The following is a 24,020-nucleotide window of genomic DNA, read 5'->3' as shown; positions in this document are numbered from 1 at the left end:
TTTCCGGCCCTGCGGTGGCGTCTGCCTGCGCGCACACCCCTTTGCAAGGAGACCAATCCTTCATGTCCACAAGACATCTGACGAGGCTGGCCGCGGTCGCGGTCGGTGCCTCGTTGCTCGGGACCGCGGTCTGGACCGGCCCGGCGAACGCGACCGCGTTGCCGTCCGTGCCGCCGCAGCCCGTCCAGCTCGCCCACGTCGAGGCGTACCCGCGCCAGAACGTCCTGCCGGTGTGGCCGGACGACCCGAACGACGCGTCCATCCCGATCGGTGTCGTCCCCTACGACGAGATCGCGCCGAAGCTGAACGCGCTCCAGGCCGACAGCGACCGGGTCTCGGCCCGGGTCGCCGGCAAGACCGTCGCCGGCCGTGACCTGTACGTCGTCACCGTCACCGCGCCCGAGACCAGGGCGCAGGCGCAGCAGCAGGAGCAGTGGAAGCGCTGGCTGGAGGACGAGCCGGTCAAGGCGCGGACCAACGCCCGCCTGCTCGCCGAGTACAAGACCCCGCTGTTCGTCAACGCCAACATCCACGGCAACGAGTGGGAGGGCACCGACGCCGCGCTGCGGGTCATCGAGGAGTTCGCCACCAGCACCGACCCGGCGGTCGCCGACCTGCTCAAGCGCAACCGGCTGGTCTTCAACGTCACCGCCAACCCGGACGGCCGGATCGCCGGCACCCGCGCCAACGCCGCCGGCTACGACCTCAACCGCGACCTGACGATCGTCTCGCAGCCGGAGACGAACCTGATCCGCGAGCTGACCGTCGACGCCAAGCCGATCATCACGCTCGACCTGCACGGCTACGTCTCCCCGACGCTGCTGCACCCGAGCACCCCGCCGCACAACGTCAACAACGAGTACGACCTGTTCATCAAGCACGCCCTGCCGAACGCCCTGGCGATCGAGGAGGACCTGCGCGGCCTCGGGTACGCCGAGACGCAGCGGGCCCGCATCCCGTTCCGCGACGACGCACCCGGCGTCTGGGACGACTTCCCGCCGATCTACGTGCCGTCGTTCGCGTTGCTGCAGAGCAGCATCCCGTACACGATCGAGGCCCCGCTGAACCCGCGTGGCGCCAACCTGACCCCGGCCGAGCGGGTCCGCCGCTCCGGCATCAACACCGACGTGCACGAGGTCGCGATCAAGACCTCGCTGCGCTACATCCAGGAGAACCGCACCCAGGTCATCCACGACCAGGCCGAGGTCTACCGGCGCGGCTGGGCCGGTGAACCGCTGCGCGACATCCCGGACGGCTACGTGCCCGGCTGGGGCCCGGAGGACAACTACAACACCGAGTTCCCGCGCTCGTACGTCATCCCGACCGGTGCCGGCCAGCGCTCCGAGCCGGCCGCCGCCCGCCTCGTCGACCTGCTCATCGGCAGCGGCGGCCGGGTCTGGCGGGCCCAGGACGACTTCACCGCCGGCGGCAGGTCCTACCCGGCCGGCACGTACGTCATCGACCTGCACCAGCCCAAGCGCGGCCTGGTCAACTCCCTGCTCGAACCGGGCATCGACCTCACCGATCGGGTCGCCGACCTCTACGCCGGCCCGGCCGCCTGGAGCCAGGGGCTGACCTGGGGCGCCACCGTCGACACCCTGTGGGACGAACTGCCCGACGTGCCGCTGCTGCGCACGTACGACGGCAGCGCCCCCGGCACCCTGCCCGGCGGCACCCCCGACCTGCACCTCGACATCCAGGACGCGTCCGACCTGCTCGCCGTCAACGCGCTGCTGGCCCAGGGCGTACCGGTGTACCGGCTCGCCGACGGCTCCGTCGTCGTACCGCACACCCCGACCAACCGCCGGCTCGTCCACGCCGAGATCCGCCGGCACCGGGTGAACTTCGCGGCCGCCCCGGCCGGCTGGAGCGGAACCCTGCTCGACAAGGTCGCCGTCGGCTACGTCGGCTCGGTCGAGGTGCGGGACACGCTGCTCGACAACGGCTTCGACGCCCGCCCGGTGACCGCGGCCAACCTGGCCACGACGCTGACCGCCGACATCGACGTGCTGTTCGTCGGCGGCACCCTCAACGTCGCGACCCTGACCGCGGACAACCGGGCGGCGCTCGACGCGTTCCTCGCCCGCGGCGGCGGCGTGGTCGGCGTCGACACCGCCGGCGCGGCGTTCAGCAACGCCGCCGGGCTGCTGACCGTCACCGCCACCGCCGGCCAGAGCCTGGCCAGCGGCGTCGTCAACGTGGTCAACAACGGGGGACCGGTCACCTCCGGCGCCCTGCCGCACTCGTTCGTCGCCCAGCCGGTCTGGTTCACCAACCTCGGCGCGGGCGCCGTCGTCGACCAGGCGTACGGCGCCGACCCGCTGGTCGCCGGCTGGTGGGGCACGAACGCCGCCGGCACCAACGGGCCGGCCGCCGCGGCCGGCCAGGCCAGCATCGTCCGCACCGAGACCGCCGCCGGCAACGGCGTCGTGCTCTTCGGTACGGACCCGACCTGGCGACTGCACGCCAAGGGCCTGCACCCGCAGCTCGGCCGCGCCATCCTCTGGGCGGCCCAGCGGTAAGCCCGTCCTAGATCCGCGTGATCAGGGACCAAATCCGGCGTGTCGTCGGCGCGTCGGACGTCAAAGTCCCTGATCACGCGGATCTTGCGAGGCCGGCGGCGATGACCAGGGCAACCGCGGTGAGGGCGGCGAGCGCGACCGCCGCGCCCGGATAGCCACCCGCGCCCAGGCCGATTCCGCCGGCCGTGGCCCCGACGAAGACGCCGAGACTCATGCCGGCGGCGTTCAGGCTCAGCGCCGGGCCGCGCTGCGCGCCGCAGCGGCGGACCAGCAGGCTGACCACGCAGGCGGCGACGACGGCGTGGCTGGCGCCGAGCGCGGCGGTGCAGACCAGGGCGACCGGCAGCGTCGGAGCGAGGAAGACACCGAACATGGCGGCCACGGCGACGGCCAGCCCGGCCAGCAGCAGCCGCCGGGGCCGGCCGTCGTCGCCGGCGTTCGCGAGCCGGCCGGTGACGAGGTTGCCGAGGAAGAACGACGTGCCGCTGAGGGTCCACACGAACGCGAACCAGCCCGGCGACAGGTCGAACCGGCTGTCGTAGAACGCGGCCAGGTAGGCGAGGTAGCCCATGAACGCGGCGGTCCGCAGCAACGCCACCAGCAGCAGCGCGCGGGCGCCGGGCACCGCGGCCAGCGCCCGGAACGTGGCGACGTAGCCGAGCCGGGCGGCGGGGGCCGCCCGGCCCCGGCCGCGCCGCAGGAACGCCATCGCCAGCACCGCCGCGACGACCGCCGTCGCCACCAGGTCGCCGCGCCAACCCCACCACAGGGCCGGGACCGCGATGACCGGGGCGGCCAGCATCGCGGTCATCGACTGGGTGGCGGTGACCAGGGTCGCGGCCCGCGCCGCCGCCGGCCCGTCGCCGTACCGGTCGGCGGCGGCCGTCGTCAGCGCCGGGTTGAGTACGGCGGTGGCGGCGCCGACCAGGACGCAGAAGGCGGCGATGGTGGCGTACGTGCCGGCCGCGCCGAGCAGCGACGAGACGGCGAGCAGTAGCAGGGCACCGGCCGCCGACAGGTGCACCGGCAGCCTGCCGATCAGCGGCGCGAACGCCGTACCGACGGCCAGGGCGGCGAGGCCGCCCAGGCCGCGCAGGCCACCGACGGCCGCCTCGCCACCGCCGGTCGCGTCGGCGATCGGCACCAGGAAGGTGCTGAAGACCGTGTACGGCAGCAGCCCGACCGCCGAGGCGAGCAGCACCGGCCAGAGCTGCCCGGCCATCCGCAGATCCCCGGGCACCGCACCCTTCGCCGCTGTGTCCACCATGGAACGTCAGGGCAGCGTGCGCAGGTAGTCGGCGAACTTCTCCAGACCGTCCACATTGCGTGGACCGCTGATCCCCTCGTTGTAGTCGAGGACGAAGAAACGGTTGTCGCGTACCGCCGGCAGTTCACGGGTCAGCGGCGACGTCCGCAGGAAGTCGATCTTCTCCTGGGCGGGCTGGTCGCCATAGTCCAGGATGATGATCACCTCCGGCTGGGCGCTGGTGACCGCCTCCCAGCCGACCTGGGTCCAGCGGGCGTCGAGGCCGGCGAAGATGTTGCGACCGCCGGCGATCCGGATGATGTCGGTCGGCGGGACCTGGGCACCGGCGGTGAACGGCTGGTCGGTGCCGGAGTCGTAGAGGAACACCGGCACCGGGTCGCCCTGCGGCGCCCGCGCCTGCACCGCCGCGACCCGCGCCTTCAGGTCGGCGACGACGGTGCCGGCCCGCTCCGGCACGCCGAAGATCGCGCCGAGGCGTTCGAGATCGCTGTAGAGCCCCTCGAACGGGGTGAGCCGCTGCGGGAAGTTCGGGTAGTTGAAGCAGCTCTCGCTGTGCATGAAGCTCTGGATGCCGAGCTGGTCGAGGATCTGCGGGGTGATGCCGCGCTGGTCGCTGAAGCCGGAGTTCCAACCGGCCACCACCAGGTCGGCCCTCGCGTCGACGACGAGTTCCTTGTTGAGAAGGTCGTCACTGAGCATCTCGACCCTGGCGTACTCGGCCGCCCACGGCGATTCGGTCACCGGCGGGTTCGCCGGCGGCATCACGTAGCCGTGCACCCGGTCGGTCAGCCCGAGCGCGAACAGCTTGTCGGCGCTGCCGCCCTCGTACGCCACCGCACGCTGCGGCGTACGGTATTCGACCTCCTCGCCGCAGCGCGGCACGGTGACCGTCGCGGCCGTCCCGGCGCTGTCGGCGACCTCGGCGCCGCAGCCGGTGGCGAGCAGGGTCACGAGTACGCCGAGCGCGAGCCCGGAGCGGGTTGTCCTGGATGTCACAGGGTGGTTCCTCCTTGCGGGGTGAGCGAGTACAGCAGTTGCGGGGTGCCGGTGAGCGGATGCGGCACGACGGTCGCGTCCACGCCGAAGACGTCGCGGACCAGGTCGACGGTCAGCACCTCGTCCGGGGTGCCGGCGGCGACCAGCCGGCCCTGCGAAAGCACACCGATCCGGTCGCAGGTCGCGGCGGCGAGGTTCAGGTCGTGCAGGACGACGAGGACGGTCAGCCCGCAGCCGCGCAGCAGCGACAGCAGCCCGATCTGGTGCCGTACGTCGAGGTGGTTGGTCGGTTCGTCGAGGACCAGGACCCGGGGCTGCTGGACCAGGGCGCGGGCGACCAGCACCCGCTGCCGCTCGCCGCCGGACAGGGTGAGCACCCCGCGGCGGGCGAGGTGCGCCACGTCGAGGCGCGCCATCGCCGCCGCGCACAGCTCCCGGTCGGCGGCGCCGAGCGCCTGGTTGCCGCGCAGGTACGGTGCCCGCCCGAGGGCGACGACCTCCTCGACGGTGAAGTCCAGGTCGGCGCCGCCCTCCTGGGTGAGGGCGGCGACGGTGCGGGCGCTGCGCCGCATCGGCATCGCGGCCAGGTCCTCGCCGCCGACCCGGACCACGCCGCCGCTGGGCCGCAGCGCCCGGTAGACGCAGCGCAGCGCCGTCGACTTGCCGCTGCCGTTCGGGCCGACCAGGCCGACGACACGTCCCCCGGCGACGTCGAGGGAGAGGTCGTGGACGAGGTGCCGGCCGTCGACGGTCACCGTCAGCCCGGACAGGACGAGGTCCATCTCAACGCCCCCCGAACAGGTAGCCGCGGCGACGTAGCAGCGTGACGAACACCGGTACGCCGACCAGCGCGGTGATGACCCCGAGCGGCAGTTCGCGCGGGGCGACGAGGGTCCGCGACACCAGGTCGACCCAGACCATGAAGACCGCGCCGGCCAGCGGCGCGACCGCCAGCACCCGGGCGTGGCCGGCACCGACGACGATGCGTACGACGTGCGGCATGACCAGGCCGACGAAACCGATCGCCCCGCTGACCGCGACCATCGCCCCGGTGACCACCGAGGTGAGCAGCAGCAGGCCGTTGCGCAGCCGGTCGGGGTGCACGCCGAGGCTCGCCGCGGTCTCGTCGCCGAGCGCCAGCACGTCCAGCGACCGGGCGTGCCGGCGCAGGACGGCGACACAGCCCAGCACCAGGACCGCCAGCAGCGGCAGCGCGCCCCAGGTCGCGGCGCCGAAGCTGCCCATCGTCCAGTAGAGGACGGTGCTGGTCGACTCGCTGTTCGGGGCCAGGTAGATGATCACGCTCATCACCGCCTGGAGTCCGAACGACATCGCCACCCCGGTCAGCACCAGCCGCAGCGGCGCGATGCCGCCCGGCCCGCGCGCGGCGGCGTACACCAGGACGCAGGCGAGCAGCGCACCGAGGAACGCGCCGGCCGACATCGCGTAGATCCCGAACACCGCCAGCCCACCGGTGACGGTGACCGCGACGGCGCCGACCGACGCGCCGGAGGAGATGCCGAGCACGAACGGGTCGGCCAGCGCGTTGCGCACCATCGCCTGCACGGCCACCCCGACCGCGGCGAGGCCGGCCCCGACCAGGGCCGCGAGCAGCACCCGTGGGGTACGGATCTGCCACACGATCTGGTAGGTGGCGACCTCGTCGGCGGTGATCCGGCCGCCGGTCAGCGCCGCCCACAGGTAGCGGGCGGTGTCGGCCGGTGCGACGTTCGCCGGTCCCAGCCCGATGGCCAGCAGTACGGACACCAGCAGGGCGACGGCCAGCGCCGCGACGGCCACCCCGAGCGCCGTACGGCCGCCCGGCGGGCCGGGGCGTGCGATGCCCACCCGGCGGCGCTGGGTGGGCAGGGGGGTGCCGCCGACGTCGGTCGGCGCGGCGGGTGTCGGCGGCATGGCGGGGTGACCTCCAATCGAAAATGAAAACGGAAACCGTGTTCGGGGATCTTTATACCTGCCGGCCGGCCCGACCGGAAAGCCGGTGCGCGCCAGGTGCGACCCGTCGCACACTTGCCGCCGATGAGCGACGACACCGACGACAGCACCGACACGTGGCGCTACGCCGGTCGGCGGACACTCGCCGGCGCCCTGCAACGGGGCCTCGGCCGTGGCGCCCTGCGGGCCATGGCCGATCCGGCGGCACCCGACCTGATCACCCACTGCCTGCGACGCGACCACCGCTGGGACTGGCAGGTGGACGATCGGGCGGTGTACCTGGCCCGGCTGGTCCGCGACCTGGAGATGCCGGTCGAACCGATCGCCGACCGGCTGTTCACCGCCCCGGCCGAGCAGTCCGACCACGACAACGAGTTCGAGAACACGCTCGAGGTGCTCGAGGCGCTCGGCCGGGCCGGTGCCGGCGACGCGGTCGACGGGGTCCGCCGCTACATCCGAGAGGGTGACCGGTGGCTGGACGTGCTGGAAAAGGTCGCCGCGTCCTGGCCCTGCGAGCGGTGGGAGGACCTGTATCCGAGTGTGGCGGCCCGCCTCGCGTCGGCCGCCGACCAAGCGTGGTGGCGATCACCGCCGTGGACCACCTGGGCAGCGCGGGACGCCTGGATCGCCGCCCGAGTCGCCACCGCGCGCCGACCGGTGTCGCCCCGGCCGTTCGCCGATCAGCCGACCACCACCCTGCTGGCCCGGCTACGCGACCCGGCCCACGCCCGCGACCACGATCCGGTGTTGCGCGAACTGCGCCGACGGCCACCCGAGCCGGCACTTCTCGAACTCGTCGACGATCTCCTCGCCGGCGGCCCCAGAGCCGCCCTGTCCGCCGCGATCAGGCGGCTGGGCCCGGCGGCACTTCCGGCCGCCCGTGACTGGGCGGCGACCCCGGAGCACCCGCTGACCTGGACCGCGCTGCGCATCCTGGCCGCACACGGCGACGACACCGACGCGGCGGCGCTCATCGCCGGCCTCGACTGGCTGGACGGCCGCCCCGACGATCTGTGCGGCTACGACGTACTCGTCGAAGGTCTGGCCCGGATCGGTGGCCCGGCGGCGGTCGACGTCCTGCCCCGACTGGGCCGGCTGTGGTTCAGCCCGCACTCGTTCGAACGATCCGACTATCTCAGGGCGTGGGTGGCGCTGGACCCGGCCGGGGCGTCACGCTTCCTCGTGGAAGGGCTGTGGGACTGCGAAGCCGGCGTACGGCTGCTGGCCGCCCGGCACGCGCCGCTCACCGACACGACCCGCGAACGGCTGTGTCACCTGCGCGACGACCCGATCGAAACGGCCGAGGTCCGCGCCGCCGCCCTGACCCGCCTGGCCGGGGCCACCGCTACCGCCCGTCCATGAGCCAGCCCCGCCGACCATGATCGTCTGCTGTGCAGCCGTTCGACGCGCCGAGAGCTGACGGCGGAACAGCAGACGATCACCGAAGCCGGCCGTCGGTGCTCGGGTCATCGGTCGGCGGCGTCGGGGACGGACATCCGGTGCAGGCCCTCGCGCAGTTCGTCGTCGTGCATGACCAGATAGACCAGGCCGCAGTCCTGCGGGCCGGTGACGTCGAGCTGGCACAGCGTGCACGGCTCGCCCGGCCGGATCGGGCACCGTGCCTCCGGCCGGCTCTTCGCGCGACTCTCCATGTGTCCACGCTGACCGCTCCCGGCCGGTGCGACCAGGGCCGGAGGACCTGTCAGCGGTGGGCGGCCGGCCCGGTCGACTCGCGGACGACCAGCCGGCAGGGCTGGCGGATCACGCCGGACGGGCGCCTGCCGTCGAGGGCGGCGAAGAGGTGGGTGACCGCGGTGGCGCCGAGGTGCTGGAGGTTGAGGTCGACGGTGGTCAGTGGCGGCCGGCAGTCGGCGGCGAGCACCTCCCAGTTGTCGTAGCCGACGACGGCGACGTCGTCGGGAATCCGGCGGCCGAGGTCGTGCAGGGTCTCGGTGACTCCGGCGGCGATCTGGTCGTTGCCACAGAAGATCGCATCGAGGTCGGGGTCGGTGGCGAGCAGGGTACGGGCGGCGTGCCGGCCCCAGCGCTGGGACCACTCGCCGTGAAGCGGTTCACCGCCGGCCAGCGGCAGCCCGTGTTCGGCGAGGACCTTGCGCATCCCGACGACCCGGTCGCGGGCGGCCCGGTAGCTCTGCGGGCCGGTGATGTGACCGATGCGGCGGCGGCGCAGGGCGACGAGGTGTTCGATGGCGAGCCGGGCGCCGCCCTCGTCGTCGGCGAGCAGCGACAGGTCGGACGGGTCGGTGGACTCGCCGTAGACGTAGACGACCGGGACCGGGATCTCGGGGGTGAGCGACGGGCGCAGGTCGTTGCTGTCGCCGACGACGATGAACCCGTCGACCTGGCGGGCGAGCAGCGTACGGATGTAGTGCTGGCGCCGGATGGCGTCGCCGCGGGCGTCGCAGAGCAGCACCGACATCTGTTCGTTGCCCAGGGCGTTCTCGGCGCCGAGCAGGATCGGGATGGAGAAGCGTCCGCCGAGTTCGTCGGTGAGCAGGCCGATGGTGCGGGTGCGGCCGGAGATGAGGCCGCGGGCGAGGGCGTTGGGTTGGAAGGACAGTTCGGCGGCGGCTTGCAGGACGCGCTGCCGGGTGGCCGGCGCCACCTGGGCCCGGGCGTTCAGCGCCTTGGACGCGGTGGCGACCGAGACGCCGGCCAGCCGGGCCACGTCGCTCAGCGTCACGTTCTGCGAAGGTTTCCTGCCCACCGAAATCCTTTCGGTTTTCTTTTCGGAGTCTGAAGAGATTCTATGCCTGGTGGTCAACGTGCAGATCAATCTGTCGTGACCTGTGCGTAACACAGGAGCCATCTTGCCGAAAAGGTTTTCGTAGGCCATTGTGGCGGTCAACCGCAGTGATGGTGCTCACTGTGTAGAGGTGTGCGGGGGTGCCGTGACCGAGCGAAGTGAGGTGGCCGCATGGTCGTGACGTCGCCAGCGGGGTCGGCCTGGGCCGACGGTCGCGGCGGCCACGTCCGGGGGTCGTCTCCGGGCGCGTTCAGGAGGTAACACTCCCGGCTCACCCTCCCAGGCGGCTCCACGGATGAGAGGGCGGATCCGGGTTCCATATATCGATCTTCATCCATGAAGGAGGATCCCGTGAGAAGCCGATGGCGAAGTACTTTCGCACCGGCCCTGGCCGGACTGCTCGCCGCTACCGTGGCCGCGGGGCTGGGGGTGGTCGGGACCGGCGTCGCCCACGCCGTACCCGGTGACAACCTGGCCTGGACCGCGACCGCGACCGCGTCCTACACCTCGCCGTGGGAGTCCGTTGCGGCGATCAGGGACGGCATCGACCCGCCGAACTCCAACGACACCGTCAACCCGCGCTGGGGCACCTGGCCCAACACCGGCCAGCAGTGGGTCCAGTTGACCTGGAGCAGTCCGCAGACCATCCGCGCCGCCGAGGTCTACTTCTTCGACGACAACGGTGGCGTCCGGCTCCCCGCCTCCTGGCGGGTGCAGTCCTGGAACGGCAGTGGCTTCGTCGACGTCGCCGGCGCCAGCGGCTACCCGATCCTGCGGGACCGCTACAACCTCGTCACCTTCAACGCCGTCAGCACCACGCAACTGCGGGTGGTGCTGCAGAGCGGTACGGCATCGGTCGGGCTGCTCGAGGTCAAGGCGCACGCCAACGGGCCGGGCGGCCCCACGACCCCGCCGCCGTCGAGCGGGTGGAACCCGCCGGCCAACCTGGTGACCCCCCTCGACCAGGTCTGGCGGCACCAGGAGGAGACCTACAACAACGGCAACCTGTACGGGTTCCGCAACTACGGCTGGGACCAGGTCATGGCCAACGGTGGCTACCTGAACTTCTGCGTCCGCTGGGACTCGTCGGCGTCGGTGACCGCCGCGCAACGCGACCAGATCCACGCCACCCTCGCCCGCCAGTACAAGAAGTGGATGGACGTCATGGTCGGCCACAACGCCTGGCCGTACAACGACGTACCGATCCGCGTCGTCGGCTGGGCCGTGCGTAACCGTGCCCAGTTGCAGTGGTCCGACAACTCGGTCGACATCTACGTCAACAACATCCGGGAGAACGCCCCGCAGTGCTCGGAGCCCTGCGGCCGGTTCTTCAACCAGAACGGCCAGTACCCGAACTGCCCCGGTGGCGCCTCCCGGCACTACGACCAGTCGCTGTGGCTCACCGACGGCTTCGGCGGCGGGGCCGGCGGCGACTGGGGCCAGCGGATGGGCCGCGAGTACTACATGAACAACCTCAACGCCGAGAACATGACGATCCTGCTCCACGAGATCGGCCACACCTTCGGTCTGGACGACTTCTACGACTGGACCCCGTCGGGAGTAGGCGGGTTCCTCATGCGTGCCGGCAGTGCCAGCTCGATCACCGACTTCGACCGGTGGATGCTGCGCGACTGGTGGCGGCACCTGAAGAACCGCTACGGCTACTGACCCGCACCGACCGGCACCCCACGGCCACGCCCGGTGGCCGTGGGGTGCCCCACCCCTCCCGCGTCCGTGCCCCACGAGAGGTGCCGCGCATGCCCACTACCCCCACCGCCAGACGTACCCGCCGGCGGGCCGGTGCCACGGCCCTGACCGCCGCCCTGGTCGCGGCCCTCGCCGCGCCGGTCCTGCCGGCCCACGCCGCCAACCCGATCGTCACCAACATCTACACCGCCGACCCGGCGCCGCTGGTCGTCGGCAACACCATGTACATCTACGCCGGCCGCGACGAGGCGGCGACCGGCGTCAACAACTTCGTGATGCGCGAGTGGCGGGTCTTCTCCTCGACCGACGCCGCCAACTGGACCGACCGCGGCGCCCGCGCCAACATCGGCACGTTCCCGTGGGCCGGCGCCGACGCCTGGGCCAGCGAGGTCGAGGAGCGCAACGGCCGCTACTACTGGTACACCTCGATCAACGGCAACGGCCCCGGCTGGATGAACATCGGCGTCGCGGTCGGCGACAGCCCGCTCGGCCCGTTCACCGACGCCAAGGGCGGCCCGCTGATCAGCGACAGCACCCCGAACTCGTCCGGACTCAACATCGACCCGACCGTCTTCACCGACGACGACGGTCAGGCGTACATCTACTGGGGCGGCTACTGGGGTCCCCGGGCCGCGAAGCTGAAGTCCAACATGATCGAGCTGGACGGGGCGGTGGTCACCCCGACCGGGCTGACCAACTTCTGGGAAGCGCCGTGGATGTTCAAGCGCAACGGCCTCTACTACATGATCTACGCCGCCAACGACACCAACGGCTGCGTGACCAACTCCAACTACGCCTGCCAGCGGTATGCCACCGCGACCAACCCGCTCGGCCCGTGGACCCACCGCGGCGTCGTGCTCGACCAGGTCTCGTCGACCACCAACCACGCCGGTGTGGTGGATTTCAACGGCCAGTGGTACATGGTCTACCACAACGCGAACGCCCCCGGCGGCGGTAACTTCCGCCGCTCGGTCGCCGTCGACCGGCTCTACTTCAACGCCGACGGCACCATGCAGAAGGTCGTCCAGACCACGACCGGCCCGCCGCCGAACCCCGGCCCCGGCGGCCCCGGCCAGCCGCCGTCCGGCACCAACCTGGCCCCGTCCGCCACCGCCGGCACCTCGCACGTCTCGGCCTGGGAGAGCCTCGCCGCGATCAACAACGGGGGAGTGCCGGCCAACTCGCAGGACCGCGGCAACCTCGCGTACGGCAACTGGCCGCAGCAGGGCACCCAGTGGATCGAGTACACCTGGCCGTCGGCCCGCTCGATCAACCGGGTCGCCACCTACTGGTTCGACGACAACCAGGGCATCGACCTGCCCGCCTCCTGCCAGGTGCAGTACTGGAACGGCAGTTCGTACGTCGCGGTGCCCGGCCAGTCGGCGTGCGGCGTCGCCGGCGACACGTACAACGTCACCACCTTCAACACCGTCTCGACCACCCGGCTCCGGTTGTCGATCACGTCCAGGCCGGGGTTGTCCACCGGCGTCCTGGAGTGGATGGCCTTCCAGAGCTGACCGCCCGGGGCCGGCGGGCGCACCCGTCCGCCGGCCCCGACCCGCATGCCACCCCGTCCCACCCCCACCCCTGGAGGTGCCGCCATGCCATCCACAGTGGACTCCGTACGGAGGCCGTTGGCACTGGCGCTGGCCGCCGTACTCACCACCGGCGCCCTGACCGTCCCCACCGCCACCGCCGCCCACGCGGCCCAGACAATCGGCTATCCCACCTTCTCCGGCCCGGCGATCCCCGCCCCGCCGGTCGGCTACAACACCGGCAACACCATGCAGGCGATCTACGACGCCGAGAGCGCCGGCACCGACTTCTGGATGGACCGGCTGCTCGCCCGGCCCGGCAACGACCCCGCCGGCACGTGGCTGATGACCCGCGGCCGCGGCCTGTACATGTACACCCACAACCCCGGCGTCATCGGCTTCGGCGGCAACACCGCCTACTGGGACAACATCAGCAGCCAGAACGCGTACGCCGTCACCGTCACCCCCGGCACCTTCGCCGAGCAGGTCAGCGGGCGGTGGCAGTCGCCGAGCCACTGGAAGGGCGTCTACACCAGCGGCTCGGTCCGGGTCGACATGACCAAGTTCATCACCCACAACAACGTCGCCGTCACCAACCTGTCGATCCGCAACAACGGCACCGGATCGACCACCCTGCAACTGCGCGCCACCTCGCCGTACGCCACCACCGGCAGCGGCAGCGAGCTGACCGGCAGCCGGCAGGTGAAGAACAACCTGACCACCATCCGGCCCCGGCTGTCCGGCGACGGCTTCACGGTCAGCGGCGGCGGGCTCAACCGGTCGGTCACCGTCGGCGCGGGCCAGACCGTCACCACCAAGGTCGTCATGGGCTTCGTCACCGACGAGATCCCGCAGTCGCTGACCGAGTACAACGCCTACCGCGGCTACACGCCGGACTCCGCGTTCGCCACCCACGTCCGCGACTACAACCGCTGGTGGGCGGAGAACGTCCCGTACATCGACGTGCCCGACGCGGCCATCAAGAAGAACATCTACTACCGCTGGTGGCTGATGCGCTACAACTACCTCGACGTCGACATCCCCGGGCAGGACTTCCAGTTCCCGGTGTCGATCGAGGGCGTCACCGGTTACAACAACGCCATCGCGCTGACCCAGCCGATGCACATCGACGACCTGAAATACCTGCGCAACCCGGTCTACTCGTACGGCCCCTGGCTGTCGGTCGGGCAGACCTCGCGCGGCGGCCGGTTCATGGACAACCCCGGCGACCCGGAGAACTGGTCGAACTCCTACACCCAGTACATCTCCGAGGCGGCCTGGCGCAGCTACCAGATCCACGGCGGCCAGCCGGCCATCGCCGGCAACCTGGCCCGCTACGCCGAGGGCGACGCCAAGGGCCAACTGTCCTACTACGACACCAACAACAACGGCGTCATCGAGTACGACTGGGGCGCCCTGACCGGCAACGACGCCGACGCGGTCTCCTTCGACTGGCGGGCCGGCCGGCTCGACCGGGCCGAGACCGCGTACGTCTGGAGCGGGGCGGTCGCCGCCCAGCAGGCGTACGCCCTGCTCGGCAACACCGCCAAGGCGGCCGAGATGCAGACGCTGGCCGACCGCATCCGCAACGGCGTCATCAACACGCTGTGGAACCCGTCGCGGCAACTGCTGGAGCACAAGCACGTCGCCACCAACGCGCACGTGCCGTGGAAGGAGATCAACAACTACTACCCGTACTCGGTCGGGCTGATGCCGAACACCGCCCAGTACCGCGAGGCGCTGCGGCTGTTCGCCGACCCGGCCGAATACCCGGTGTTCCCGTTCTACACCGCCAACCAGCGCGACAAGGCGGCCGCCGCCGCGGCCGGCTTCCCCGGCAGCAACAACTTCTCCACCATCAACTCCACCGTGCAGTTCCGGCTCTACTCGTCGGTGCTGCGCAACTACCCCAACCAGTGGATGTCGGCCGAGGACTACAAGAAGCTGCTCTACTGGAACGCCTGGGCGCAGTACGTCGGCGGCAACACCCAGTGGCCGGACGCCAACGAGTTCTGGGCCAACTGGAACGCCGGCACCCGCAACATCGACTACCGCTCCTGGATTCACCACAACATCCTGGGCAGCAGCAACTGGACCGTCATCGAGGACGTCGCCGGCCTGCGGCCGCGCACCGACGCCCAGATCGAGCTGTCCCCGATCAACATCAACTGGTCGCACTTCGCGGTGAACAACCTGCGCTACCGCAACATGGACCTGAGCATCGTCTGGGACGACCCGGCCGACGGCGTCACCCGCTACAGCGGCGTGCCGCAGGGCTACTCGGTCTACCTCAACGGCACCCGCGCCTTCACCGTCGACCGGATCACCCGGGTGCTCTACAACCCGGCGACCGGCACGGTCAGCCTGCCGGCCGGCGGCAGCACCACCTACAGCACCGCCGTACCCGGCCTGCAGGCGCCGCAGAACGTGGTCCAGAACAGCGCCCGCATGGTCGACATGTTCGCCAAGGCCGGCGCCGACCTGACCTCGACGACCCCGAACCTGGCCCAGGGCGCCACGGTCTCCGCGTCGTACACCGCCTCGGGCACCTCGACCGGCGCGGCGGTCGACGGGTTCCCGATCAACGAGCCGATCTGGGGCAGCTACGGCTCGCCGAACACCACCGACTGGTACGAGGTGTCGTTCGGCCAGTCCCGCACCGTCGACGACGTGTGGCTCCACTTCCGCAACGACCGGGCCACCAACCGCTACCGGGCGCCCGCGTCGTACAACGTCCAGTACTGGAACGGCAGCACCTTCGTCAACGCCGCCGCCCAGGTCAAGACGCCCGGCAGTCCGCAGGCCAACCACAACCGGGTACGGTTCACCGCCGTGAACACCACCCGGCTGCGGGTGCAGTTCACCCACGCGTCCGGCTACAAGACCGGACTCACCGAGGTGAAGGTCTTCAACCGGGGCGGTGGCGGCCCGGACCCCGGCCCGGCCAACCTCGCCGGCACCGCGACCCCGTCGGCGTCGTACACCTCGCCGTGGGAGAGCGTCGCCGCCCTCAACGACGGCATCGACCCACCGAACTCCAACGACACCGTCAACCCGCGTTGGGGCACCTGGCCCAACACCGGCCAGCAGTGGGCCGACCTGACCTGGGGATCGGCGCAGACGCTCCGGTCGGCGCAGGTCTACTTCTTCGACGACAACGGCGGCGTACGGCTGCCGGCCTCGTGGCGGTTGCAGTACTGGACCGGCAGCGGGTACGCCGACGTACCCGGCGCCAGCGGCTACCCGACCGCCGCCAACGCCTACAACGTGGTGACGTTCCCGGCGCTGTCCACCACCCGGCTGCGGGTGCTGCTGGAGAGCGGAGCCGGATCGGTCGGCCTGCTGGAGGTGAAGGCGTACGGCTGACCGCCGGCCGTGGGTGGGCGAACCGTGCCCACCCACGGCCGATCCCCATCGCACGACGAACCGAGGAGAACAGATGGTGTCGACACCCGGCCGGGCCGTCGTCATACACGACGTCGCGCGCCTGGCGGGCGTGTCCCACCAGACCGTCTCCCGGGTGCTCAACGAACACCCGCACGTGCGCGCCGAAACCCGCGAGCGGGTCCTGCGCGCGGTCGAGCAACTGAACTACCGGCCGAACCCGCTGGCCCGCGGGCTGGCCGGCCGCCGGCCCCGCACCCTCGGCGTGGTCAGTTTCGACACGCTGCTCTACGGCCCGGCGGCGACCCTGCTCGGGATCGAGCGGGCCGCCCGCGCCGCCGGGTACGGCGTCAACATCGTCACCCTCGAACAGCTCGACCACGCCGGCGTGGTGACCGCCCTGGACGTGCTGGCCGAGCAGTCGGTCGCCGGGGTCGTCGTCATCGCCCCGCAGGTCGCCGCCGCGGCCGCCCTGCACAGCCTGCCCAGGGGCGTGCCGGCGGTGGCCGTCGAGTCCGCGGTCGGGTCGGAGATCCAGGCGATCTCGGTCGACCAGGTCGCCGGCGCCCGGCTGGCCGTACGGCACCTGCTCGACCTCGGGCACGAGACCGTGTGGCACGTCGGCGGGCCCGGTGACTGGCTGGAGGCCCGCGACCGCGCCGACGGCTGGCGGTCGGCGCTGGAGGAGGCCGGGCGCCCGGTCCCGCCGGTCGTCGCCGGGGACTGGAGCGCCCGCAGCGGCTACCGGGCCGCCCGACTCGTCGACGGCACCGGCGCCACCGCGGTCTTCTGCGCCAACGACCAGACCGCGCTCGGCCTGCTGCGCGGCCTGCACGAGCGCGGCGTGCGCGTCCCCGAGGACGTCAGCGTCGTCGGCTTCGACGACATCCCCGAGGCCGAGTACATGTTCCCGCCCCTGACGACCGTACGGCAGGATTTCGACGAGGTCGGCCGGCGCTGCCTGGCCGCCCTGCTCGACCTGATCGAGGCCGGGCCGGCGGCCGGCCCGGCCGTCGGGTCGCGGGTGGCGCCGATCCTGGTCACCCGGCGCAGCACCGCCGGCCCGCCCTGACCGGTCCGCCCTACGGCAGTTCGGGGCGCCGGACCGGACCCGGTCCCGTCGCGCGGTCGACCGCCGCCTCGCAGTGCAGCCGCGTGGTCGGGAACACCGGTACGGCGCTGTCGCTCTGGTCGACCAGCAGTTCGATCTCGGTGCATCCGTAGATGACACCCTGGGCGCCCTCGTCGACGAGCTTTCCGATGATCTCCCGGTAGGCGGCGCGGGACTCGGGCCGGACCACGCCCAGGCACAGTTCGTCGTAGATGATGTCGCTGACGATCTTCTGGTCGGATTCCGAGGGCACGACGACGCGGAGCCCGTGCGCGGCCAGCCGGTCCCGGTAGAACGCCTGCTCCATGGTGAACCGGGTGCCGAGCAGCCCGACCGTCTGGATGTGCCGCCCCTTCACCGCCGCCGCGGTGGTGTCCCCGAGGTGCAGCAGCGGAATCGTGACCGACCGCTGGATCTGGTCGGCGACCCGGTGCATCGTGTTGGTGCACAGGACGATGAAGTCGGCGCCGCCGTCCTCCAGCGCCCGGGCGGCCGACGCCAGGACGGTGCCGGCGTCGTCCCACCGCCCCTCGGCCTGCATCGCCTCGATGGCCGCGAAGTCGACCGAGTAGACGAGGCAGCGGGCGGAGTGCAGGCCGTCGCGGCGTTGCCGGACCAGGTCGTTGAGGATCCGGTAGTACTCCATGGTCGATTGCCAGCTCATGCCGCCGAGCAGACCGATCAGCTGCATTCCAGGCCCTCCCGCGCCAGGAGTGGGTCCGGTGCCCCACCATCGTCCCGGGCACCGCGGTGGTGCCGAGGAGACGACATTACGTGCCGGAGCAGCCGCCACCAACGCGGACGGAGGTCGTTCCGGCGCCCGCGGGGGTTGCCTGACCACCGCGGGCGCCGGCGGGCCTAGCTCGGCGCGCTGCCGAACGCGCTCGACAGGTAGGCCCGGGAGTCCGCGATCGCACCCTCGATGATCCGGGCCGCCTCGCGGGCCTCCTCCGGGCGGTGGCTGGCCTGCACCTGCAGCCGGAAGCGCGACGACCCGGTCGGCGTGACCGGGAACTCCACCATGAACGCCAGTACGCCCCGGTCGAACAGCAGCCGGTTGGCGGTGCGGGCCAGCTTCTCGTTGCCGATCAGCAGCGGCACGATCGGCGACGGCTCGCCCATGCAGGTCAGCCCGCGGGTGGTCAGCTCGTCGCGCAGCGCGTCGATGGCGGTGAAGAGCTGGGCCCGCAGCGCGTCCCCCTCCGGCGACCGGACGATCCTCGTCGCCTCGAGCACGACGGCGGTCTGCACCGGCGACAGGGCGTTGGAGAAGAAGTGCGAGCCGCCGAACATCTTGATGTACTGCTTCAGGGCCGGTGACCTCGACGCCACGAACCCGCCGTTGGAGCAGAACGTCTTCGAGAAGGCGCCCATGACGATGTCGACCTCGCCGAGCAGGTTCTGCAGCCCGAGCACGCCGGTGCCGCCGGGGCCCATCGCGCCGAGGTCGTGCGCCACGTCGACCAGCAGGGTCGCGTCGTACTCCCGGCAGACCCGCTGCAGCGTGACCAGGTCCGGATAGTCGGCGTCGACCGAGAACAGGCCGTCGGTGACGACGAGGATGCCGTTGCGGGTGTCCCGGGCGCGGATCTCGACCAGGTGCCGGCGCACCGCCTCGACGTTGAGGTGCTCGTAACGCACCACGTTGCGGGTCGCGGCGCGGGCCCCCTGCTGCAGGCAGGAGTGGGCCAGCCGGTCGATCAGGATGTGGTCCTCCTGGCGCACCAGGCCGACGACCGCGCCGAAGCCCGCCGCCCAGCCGGTCGGGAACAGCGTCACGTGCTCCAGCCCGACGAGGTCACCGAGGGCGGCCTCCAGTTCGTTGGAGATGTGCGTGTTGCCGAGCACCATCGGCGAGCCGGCACTGTGCGGCCCGTAGTCGTGCAGTGCCCGTTCCGCCGCGGCGCGGATGGCCGGGTGGGTGTTGAACGACAGGTAGTCCTGCGAGTTGAAGTTGATCCCCCGGGTGCGCCGGCCGAGGTCGTTGGTGATCTGGGCGGTGCTGTTCGGGGCCGCCTCCAGCACCCGCGAGTACTGCCACGTCTCGGTCCGCCGGCGGGCCTCCACCCAGCCGTAGAAGTCCTCGGTACGGGTCAGCAGGTTCCGCCCGGCCGGCCGGTAGAAGTCGTACGCGTTCTTGTCCAGCGCGTACTCCTCGTCGGGGTCGACGGGGTTGCGCAGGTGCGCCGGCTCCCACATCTCCTCCAGATCGGCGATGACCCGGGCCAGCTCGTCGTCGGCGCCGTCGAGGAGCGGGAACTCGTCCCAGGGGATGTGGCCCGCCCAGTTGCGGGTCATCTCGGACACCTCGGCGGCGGTGTCGGCCATGGCCGCGACATCGCCGCGCCGGGCCGCCCCGAGGATGATCTCGATCAGCTCGCCGTCTTCTCGTTGGTGCAGTTGCGTGGTCACGGTACGTCTCCCGGGGTCAGGCGAAGAGGTTCTGCTGGTACGACCGCGACGTCGCGGCGAAGTCGTCGAAGATCGCGTGGCCGGCCGAGGACTCCTTGGCGGCGTCGTTGAGCAGGAACAGGTTCGACGCCTGGAAGAACTCCGAGACCGGCGCGACGTCGCCGTGCGTGGCGATGAACCGGTCGGTCTCCTGCTGGTTGCCGCGCAGCGCGACGAACAGTTGCAACTCGTCGTGCCGGTACGGCCGCATCTCCGCCAGCGTGCACACGTAGTCGTAGTAGGCGGCCGCGTTCTGGCTGCGCCGGCGGCTCTCGTAGCCCGTCATCGCCTCGTCGACCGGCACCTCGCCCCGCAGCCACCTGCCCAGGGCGGCGGTGACCAGTTCCGCGTCCCGGAACGCGTGCGTCATCCCGATCGCGGTGCACTGGTCCTTGAAGCACTCGGCGTCGCCGACGAGCACCCAGCCGGGCCCGTGCAGCGGCCGCAGGAAGCCGGCCTGGTCCAGCGTGCCGTAGATCCGCTCCTCCCGGGTCCCCTCGGTGCGGACCACCTCGCCGACCTCGGGGGCGACGAAGTCCAGCGCCCGCTGGAAGTTGCCGGCCACGTCGCGCCGGAACTCCCGCGACCACTCGCTCGGCCCCCACACCAGGACCATGTTCTGCTCGAAGTTCGTCGGCACCACCGCGCTCGCGAGCCGGCCGCGCCGGTGCAACTGGGCGGGGCCGAGATCGAAACCGGAGAAGTAGCTCCAGTAGGCGAACGTGCACTTCGGACGCTCGTCGTACTTCGGCAGGTCGAGGGTGCGGGCGACGAACGAGTTCCGCCCGTCGGCGCCGATCACGATCCGGGCCCGCTCCTCGACCGTCTGGCCGTCGGCCGTACGGCCCCGGATGCCGACGACCCGGTCGCCGTCGCGGATCAGCTCGCGTACGGCGAAGCCGGTGCGTACCTCGGCGCCGGCCTTGGCGGCCGCCTCGACGAGGATCTGGTCGAGCACCCGGCGCCGGATCGAGGCGTAGCTCTGCACCACGCCCGTGTCGTCGCCGTGCAGGTCCCGGAAGTATTCCCGCAGCAGGTCCACCGGCACCGAGCCGGTCAGCGGGATGCCGTCGTTGACCACCTTGATCGTGGTCTGCGCCGGGGTGACCGCGAGCACCTGGTCGAGGACCCCCCACCGGTTCAGGTACGACATCCCGTGCGGCCAGAGGAAGTGCGTCGAGATGACGTCGCTGGGGAACGTCGACCGGTCGACCACCAGCACTCGGTGTCCCTGCCGGGCGAGCAGCATCGCCGTGGAGGCGCCCGAGCAGCGGGCACCGATCACTATCGCGTCGTACATCCGTATCGGTCCTTCGTCGGCGGGGGTGCGGGCATGTCGTGCTGCCCGGGGGACGGCCGCGAGGAGCATAGCCTAGATCCACTGTGGAGCCAGTAAACGTCCGTTGTGGATCAATAACGGTGTGGGCACGGTGCCCGGACGAAGCCGGTCCCGACGCATTCGTCCGGGTCGGCGACGGCGGCCACGGTCACATCACCGACTGTTCGGGGAAGTCCCCGGCACCGGCCCGCCGGGGATACTGGCCGGGTGCTGATCGGACGGCGGGACGAGCGGGAACGGATCACCGCGCTGCTGGACCAGGCCCGTGGCGGGCGGAGCCGGGCCCTGGTGCTGCGCGGCGAGGCGGGCATCGGCAAGACCGAACTGCTGAGATACGCCGCCACCCGCGCCGACGGCATGACCGTCGTCTCGGCCGCCGGCATCGAGGCCGAGGCCGAGCTGGAATACTCCGGCCTGTTCGAGCTGTGCCGCCCGCTGCTGCGGCACCTGGCCGGCCTCACCGACTTCCAGGCGGCTGCCCTGCGGGGCGCGCTCGGCCTCGCCCCGGCCCCCGACAACGACCGGTTCGTCGTCGGCGCCGCCACCCTGGAACTGCTCGCCGCCGCCTCGGAGGAGCGGCCGCTGCTGGTCCGCGTCGACGACCTCCAGTGGCTCGACCAGGCGTCCGCGCAGGCCGTCCGGTTCGCGGCCCGCCGGCTCGCCGCCGACCGGGTCGCCTTCGTCGTCGCCGTACGCGACGGCGACGGGGCCGCCTTCGACACCGCCGGCTTCGAGGAACTGCGGCTCGGTGGCCTCGACGAGCCCGACGCCCGCGAACTGCTCACCCGCGCCGCCGGCCGGGACATCGCCGCCGGCACCGCGCGCCGGCTGCACCGGGAGACCGGCGGCAACCCGCTCGCCCTGGTCGAGCTGGTCGACCTGCTCCCGCCGGACCGGCTCGACACCGGCGCGCCGGGCGCCCCGGTCCCGGTCGGCGAACGCATCCGCGCCGCGTTCGCCAGCCGGGTCGCCACGCTGGACCCGGACGTCCGCCGGGCCGCGCTGGTGGTCGCCGCCGCCACCGACGACCGGATCGAGGTGGTCGGCAAGGCCCTCACCTGCGCCGGGCTCGGGATCGACGTGCTCGAACTGGCGGAGAGCGCCGGCCTGGTCGGCGTCACCGACGGCCGGGTCCGGTTCCGTCACCCGCTGATGCGCGCCGCCGTCTACGAGTCGGCCGCCGCCGCCGACCGGCGTACCGCCCACCACAGCCTCGCCCAGGCGACGGCCGCCGACACCGACCCGGAACGGCGCACCTGGCACCTGTCGCAGGCCGCCCTCGGCCCCGACGAGTCGGTCGCCGCCGCCCTGGCCGAGACCGCCGAACGCGCCCAGGCCCGAACCGGCCACGTGGCCGCCGCCGTCGCGCTCGAACGGGCCGCCCGGCTCACACCCGACGAGACCACCCGGGTGCACCGGTTCACCGCCGCCGCCGGGGCGGCCCGGGCCGGCGGCGACACCGCCCGGGCACTGCGGCTCGCCGACGAGGCGCTGACGATCGCCGTCGACGGCGGTCACCGCGGCGCGCTGCTGCTCCTCAAGGGACGGATCGGCATGCGGGCCAACCCGTCACACGCCTACGACGTACTCCTGGCCGCGGCCGACGCGGCGACCGGCACCGACCGGTCGACGGCGGCGCACGCGCTGTGCGACGCCGCGATGGCCGACATGTGGCTCGGCGCCATGCGGCGCGGCCTGACCGACGCCCGGCGGGCCCGCGAACTCGCCCCGACCGACGGCGGGTCCACCGACATCGCCGCCGACTACTCGTTGGGCCGGTTGCTGTTCGCCGCCGGCCGGCCGGACGAGGGCCGGCCGGTGCTCCGCCGGGCGCTGGACAACCTGCGCCGCGACCCCGGCACCGCCGACCCGCACCTGGCCCAGACCAGCATCGTGCTGGCCGTGCTCGAACGCGAGGACGAGGCGACGGCGACCGCCGAGCGGGCGACCGCCCTGGCCCGGGGCCGGCACCCGGTCGCGCTCGCGCTGGCCCTGGGCACGCTGATGCACGTACACACGTGGGCCGGGCGGTTCACCCCGGCGGTCGTCGCCGGCAGCGAGGCCGTCGCCCTGCTGCGCGACCTCGGCTACGGCAACAGCGTCGCCGGCACCCTGGTCCAACTAGCGAAGATCGACGCGATGCGCGGGCGGGCCGACACCTGCCTCGCGATGCTCGCCGAGGCGGAGAGCCTGGAGGGCTTCCACAACAACCTGCCGATGCGGGCCGAGGCGGAGTTCGCCCGCGGCCAGCTCGCCCTGGCCCTCGGCCGGATCCCGGCGGCCGTCGACCGCTTCACGGCGGTGGCCGCCGACCTGCACGCCGCCGGCTGGTACGACCGCGACGTCAGCCCGGAGCCCGAACTCGTGGAGATCCACGCCATGGGCGGTGACCTCGACCGGGCCCGCCGGGCGTACGACCGCTGGCTGGAGTACGGCGCCCGGCCCAGCCCGCGTTGGGGCGCCGCCCTGTCGGCCCGCTGCGCCGGCCTGCTCGCCGACGAGGACGGCTACGAGGCGGAGTTCCGGCGGGCGCTGGCGCTGCACGAGACACTGCCGGACGCGTACGCGCTGGCCCGGACCCGACTCAGCTTCGGTGAGCGGCTGCGTCGCGGCGGCCGCAAGCTGGCGGCCCGGGAGCAGCTCCGGCGGGCCCACGAGATCTTCGACCGGCTGGAGGCCGGGCCGTGGGCCGAACGGGCCCGGCGCGAGCTGCGCGCCACCGGCGAGAAGATCCGGCGGGCGACGGCCGGGGCCGGCGACCAGCTCACCCCGCAGGAACTCCAGATCGCCCAGCAGGTGGCCGAGGGCCGCACCAACAAGGAGGTCGCCGCCGCGCTGTTCCTCAGCCCGAAGACCATCGAGTTCCACCTCGGCCGGGTGTTCCGCAAACTCGACATCGGCTCGCGCGCCGAGCTGATCCGCCGGATGGCGACCGACGCGACGCCCGGCTGAGGGCCGCCGGCCGGTGGGACCGCTACCCGCACCTGT

Annotated in this window: 16 protein-coding genes; 7 read left to right on the top strand and 9 right to left on the bottom strand. The window is 72.2% G+C overall.

Going from position 1 to position 24,020, the window contains the following annotated elements; translation table 11 throughout:
- Nucleotides 1–62 precede the first annotated feature (62 nt).
- The gene (locus AB0M79_RS13540; RefSeq protein WP_364212167.1) at nucleotides 63–2,522 is read left to right on the top strand and encodes a M14 family zinc carboxypeptidase; all 2,460 of its coding nucleotides are present in this window, start codon (nucleotides 63–65) and stop codon (nucleotides 2,520–2,522) included.
- 73 nt (nucleotides 2,523–2,595) lie between these two features.
- Here AB0M79_RS13540 and AB0M79_RS13535 read toward each other — a convergent pair whose 3' ends face one another.
- From AB0M79_RS13535 to AB0M79_RS13520, 4 genes are read right to left on the bottom strand one after another with little or no spacing between them, the layout of a single operon-like run.
- Nucleotides 2,596–3,789, bottom strand: coding sequence for an MFS transporter (locus tag AB0M79_RS13535; protein WP_364212164.1), 1,194 nt, complete (start codon nucleotides 3,787–3,789; stop codon nucleotides 2,596–2,598).
- Between the two features lie 6 nt (nucleotides 3,790–3,795).
- Complete coding sequence (locus AB0M79_RS13530; RefSeq protein ID WP_364212161.1) at nucleotides 3,796–4,785, bottom strand: ABC transporter substrate-binding protein; 990 nt, start codon at nucleotides 4,783–4,785, stop codon at nucleotides 3,796–3,798.
- A complete protein-coding gene (locus tag AB0M79_RS13525) occupies nucleotides 4,782–5,567 on the bottom strand; it encodes an ABC transporter ATP-binding protein (RefSeq protein WP_364212158.1) in 786 nt (261 codons plus the stop codon). The genes AB0M79_RS13530 and AB0M79_RS13525 overlap by 4 nt, the downstream gene beginning before the upstream one ends.
- Nucleotide 5,568: 1 nt before the next feature.
- Complete coding sequence (locus tag AB0M79_RS13520) at nucleotides 5,569–6,699, bottom strand: iron ABC transporter permease (protein ID WP_364212155.1); 1,131 nt, start codon at nucleotides 6,697–6,699, stop codon at nucleotides 5,569–5,571.
- Nucleotides 6,700–6,822: 123 nt separating this feature from the next.
- Here AB0M79_RS13520 and AB0M79_RS13515 point away from each other — a divergent pair, with 123 nt between their 5' ends.
- A complete protein-coding gene (locus AB0M79_RS13515) occupies nucleotides 6,823–8,100 on the top strand; it encodes a hypothetical protein (protein ID WP_364212152.1) in 1,278 nt (425 codons plus the stop codon).
- Between the two features lie 104 nt (nucleotides 8,101–8,204).
- Here the strand turns inward: AB0M79_RS13515 and AB0M79_RS13510 are convergent, their stop codons facing one another.
- The gene (locus tag AB0M79_RS13510) at nucleotides 8,205–8,390 is read right to left on the bottom strand and encodes a DUF6767 domain-containing protein (protein ID WP_364212149.1); all 186 of its coding nucleotides are present in this window, start codon (nucleotides 8,388–8,390) and stop codon (nucleotides 8,205–8,207) included.
- A gap of 50 nt (nucleotides 8,391–8,440) precedes the next feature.
- A complete protein-coding gene (locus tag AB0M79_RS13505; RefSeq protein ID WP_357539735.1) occupies nucleotides 8,441–9,466 on the bottom strand; it encodes a LacI family DNA-binding transcriptional regulator in 1,026 nt (341 codons plus the stop codon).
- 450 nt (nucleotides 9,467–9,916) lie between these two features.
- On the opposite strand from AB0M79_RS13505, the gene AB0M79_RS13500 reads away from it, so the two are divergent.
- From AB0M79_RS13500 to AB0M79_RS13485, 4 genes are all read left to right on the top strand, one after another.
- The gene (locus tag AB0M79_RS13500; RefSeq protein ID WP_364212145.1) at nucleotides 9,917–11,173 is read left to right on the top strand and encodes a cellulose-binding protein; all 1,257 of its coding nucleotides are present in this window, start codon (nucleotides 9,917–9,919) and stop codon (nucleotides 11,171–11,173) included.
- An 89-nt stretch (nucleotides 11,174–11,262) separates the two neighbouring features.
- Nucleotides 11,263–12,729, top strand: coding sequence for a glycoside hydrolase family 43 protein (locus tag AB0M79_RS13495; RefSeq protein ID WP_364212142.1), 1,467 nt, complete (start codon nucleotides 11,263–11,265; stop codon nucleotides 12,727–12,729).
- A gap of 84 nt (nucleotides 12,730–12,813) precedes the next feature.
- The gene (locus AB0M79_RS13490; protein WP_364212139.1) at nucleotides 12,814–16,113 is read left to right on the top strand and encodes a discoidin domain-containing protein; all 3,300 of its coding nucleotides are present in this window, start codon (nucleotides 12,814–12,816) and stop codon (nucleotides 16,111–16,113) included.
- A gap of 73 nt (nucleotides 16,114–16,186) precedes the next feature.
- The gene (locus AB0M79_RS13485) at nucleotides 16,187–17,203 is read left to right on the top strand and encodes a LacI family DNA-binding transcriptional regulator (protein WP_364212136.1); all 1,017 of its coding nucleotides are present in this window, start codon (nucleotides 16,187–16,189) and stop codon (nucleotides 17,201–17,203) included.
- Between the two features lie 10 nt (nucleotides 17,204–17,213).
- Here the strand turns inward: AB0M79_RS13485 and AB0M79_RS13480 are convergent, their stop codons facing one another.
- From AB0M79_RS13480 to AB0M79_RS13470, 3 genes are all read right to left on the bottom strand, one after another.
- On the bottom strand, nucleotides 17,214–17,933 hold the full coding sequence (locus AB0M79_RS13480; RefSeq protein WP_364212133.1) for an aspartate/glutamate racemase family protein: 720 nt from the start codon (nucleotides 17,931–17,933) through the stop codon (nucleotides 17,214–17,216).
- A gap of 167 nt (nucleotides 17,934–18,100) precedes the next feature.
- A complete protein-coding gene (locus AB0M79_RS13475) occupies nucleotides 18,101–19,654 on the bottom strand; it encodes an aminotransferase class I/II-fold pyridoxal phosphate-dependent enzyme (RefSeq protein WP_364212130.1) in 1,554 nt (517 codons plus the stop codon).
- A 16-nt stretch (nucleotides 19,655–19,670) separates the two neighbouring features.
- Entirely contained in the window at nucleotides 19,671–20,999 is a 1,329-nt protein-coding gene (locus AB0M79_RS13470) for an NAD(P)/FAD-dependent oxidoreductase (RefSeq protein ID WP_364212838.1), read from the bottom strand.
- A 240-nt stretch (nucleotides 21,000–21,239) separates the two neighbouring features.
- Between AB0M79_RS13470 and AB0M79_RS13465 the strand changes: the two genes are divergently transcribed.
- Entirely contained in the window at nucleotides 21,240–23,984 is a 2,745-nt protein-coding gene (locus AB0M79_RS13465; RefSeq protein ID WP_364212127.1) for an AAA family ATPase, read from the top strand.
- The last annotated feature ends 36 nt before the right edge of the window (nucleotides 23,985–24,020 follow it).

Origin of the sequence: Polymorphospora sp. NPDC051019 (assembly GCF_040683055.1) — a bacterium.
Lineage (GTDB): Bacteria > Actinomycetota > Actinomycetes > Mycobacteriales > Micromonosporaceae > Polymorphospora > Polymorphospora lycopeni.
The sequence above is the reverse complement of the archived record's forward strand: the minus strand, read 5'-3'. Positions and strand labels throughout refer to the sequence as shown.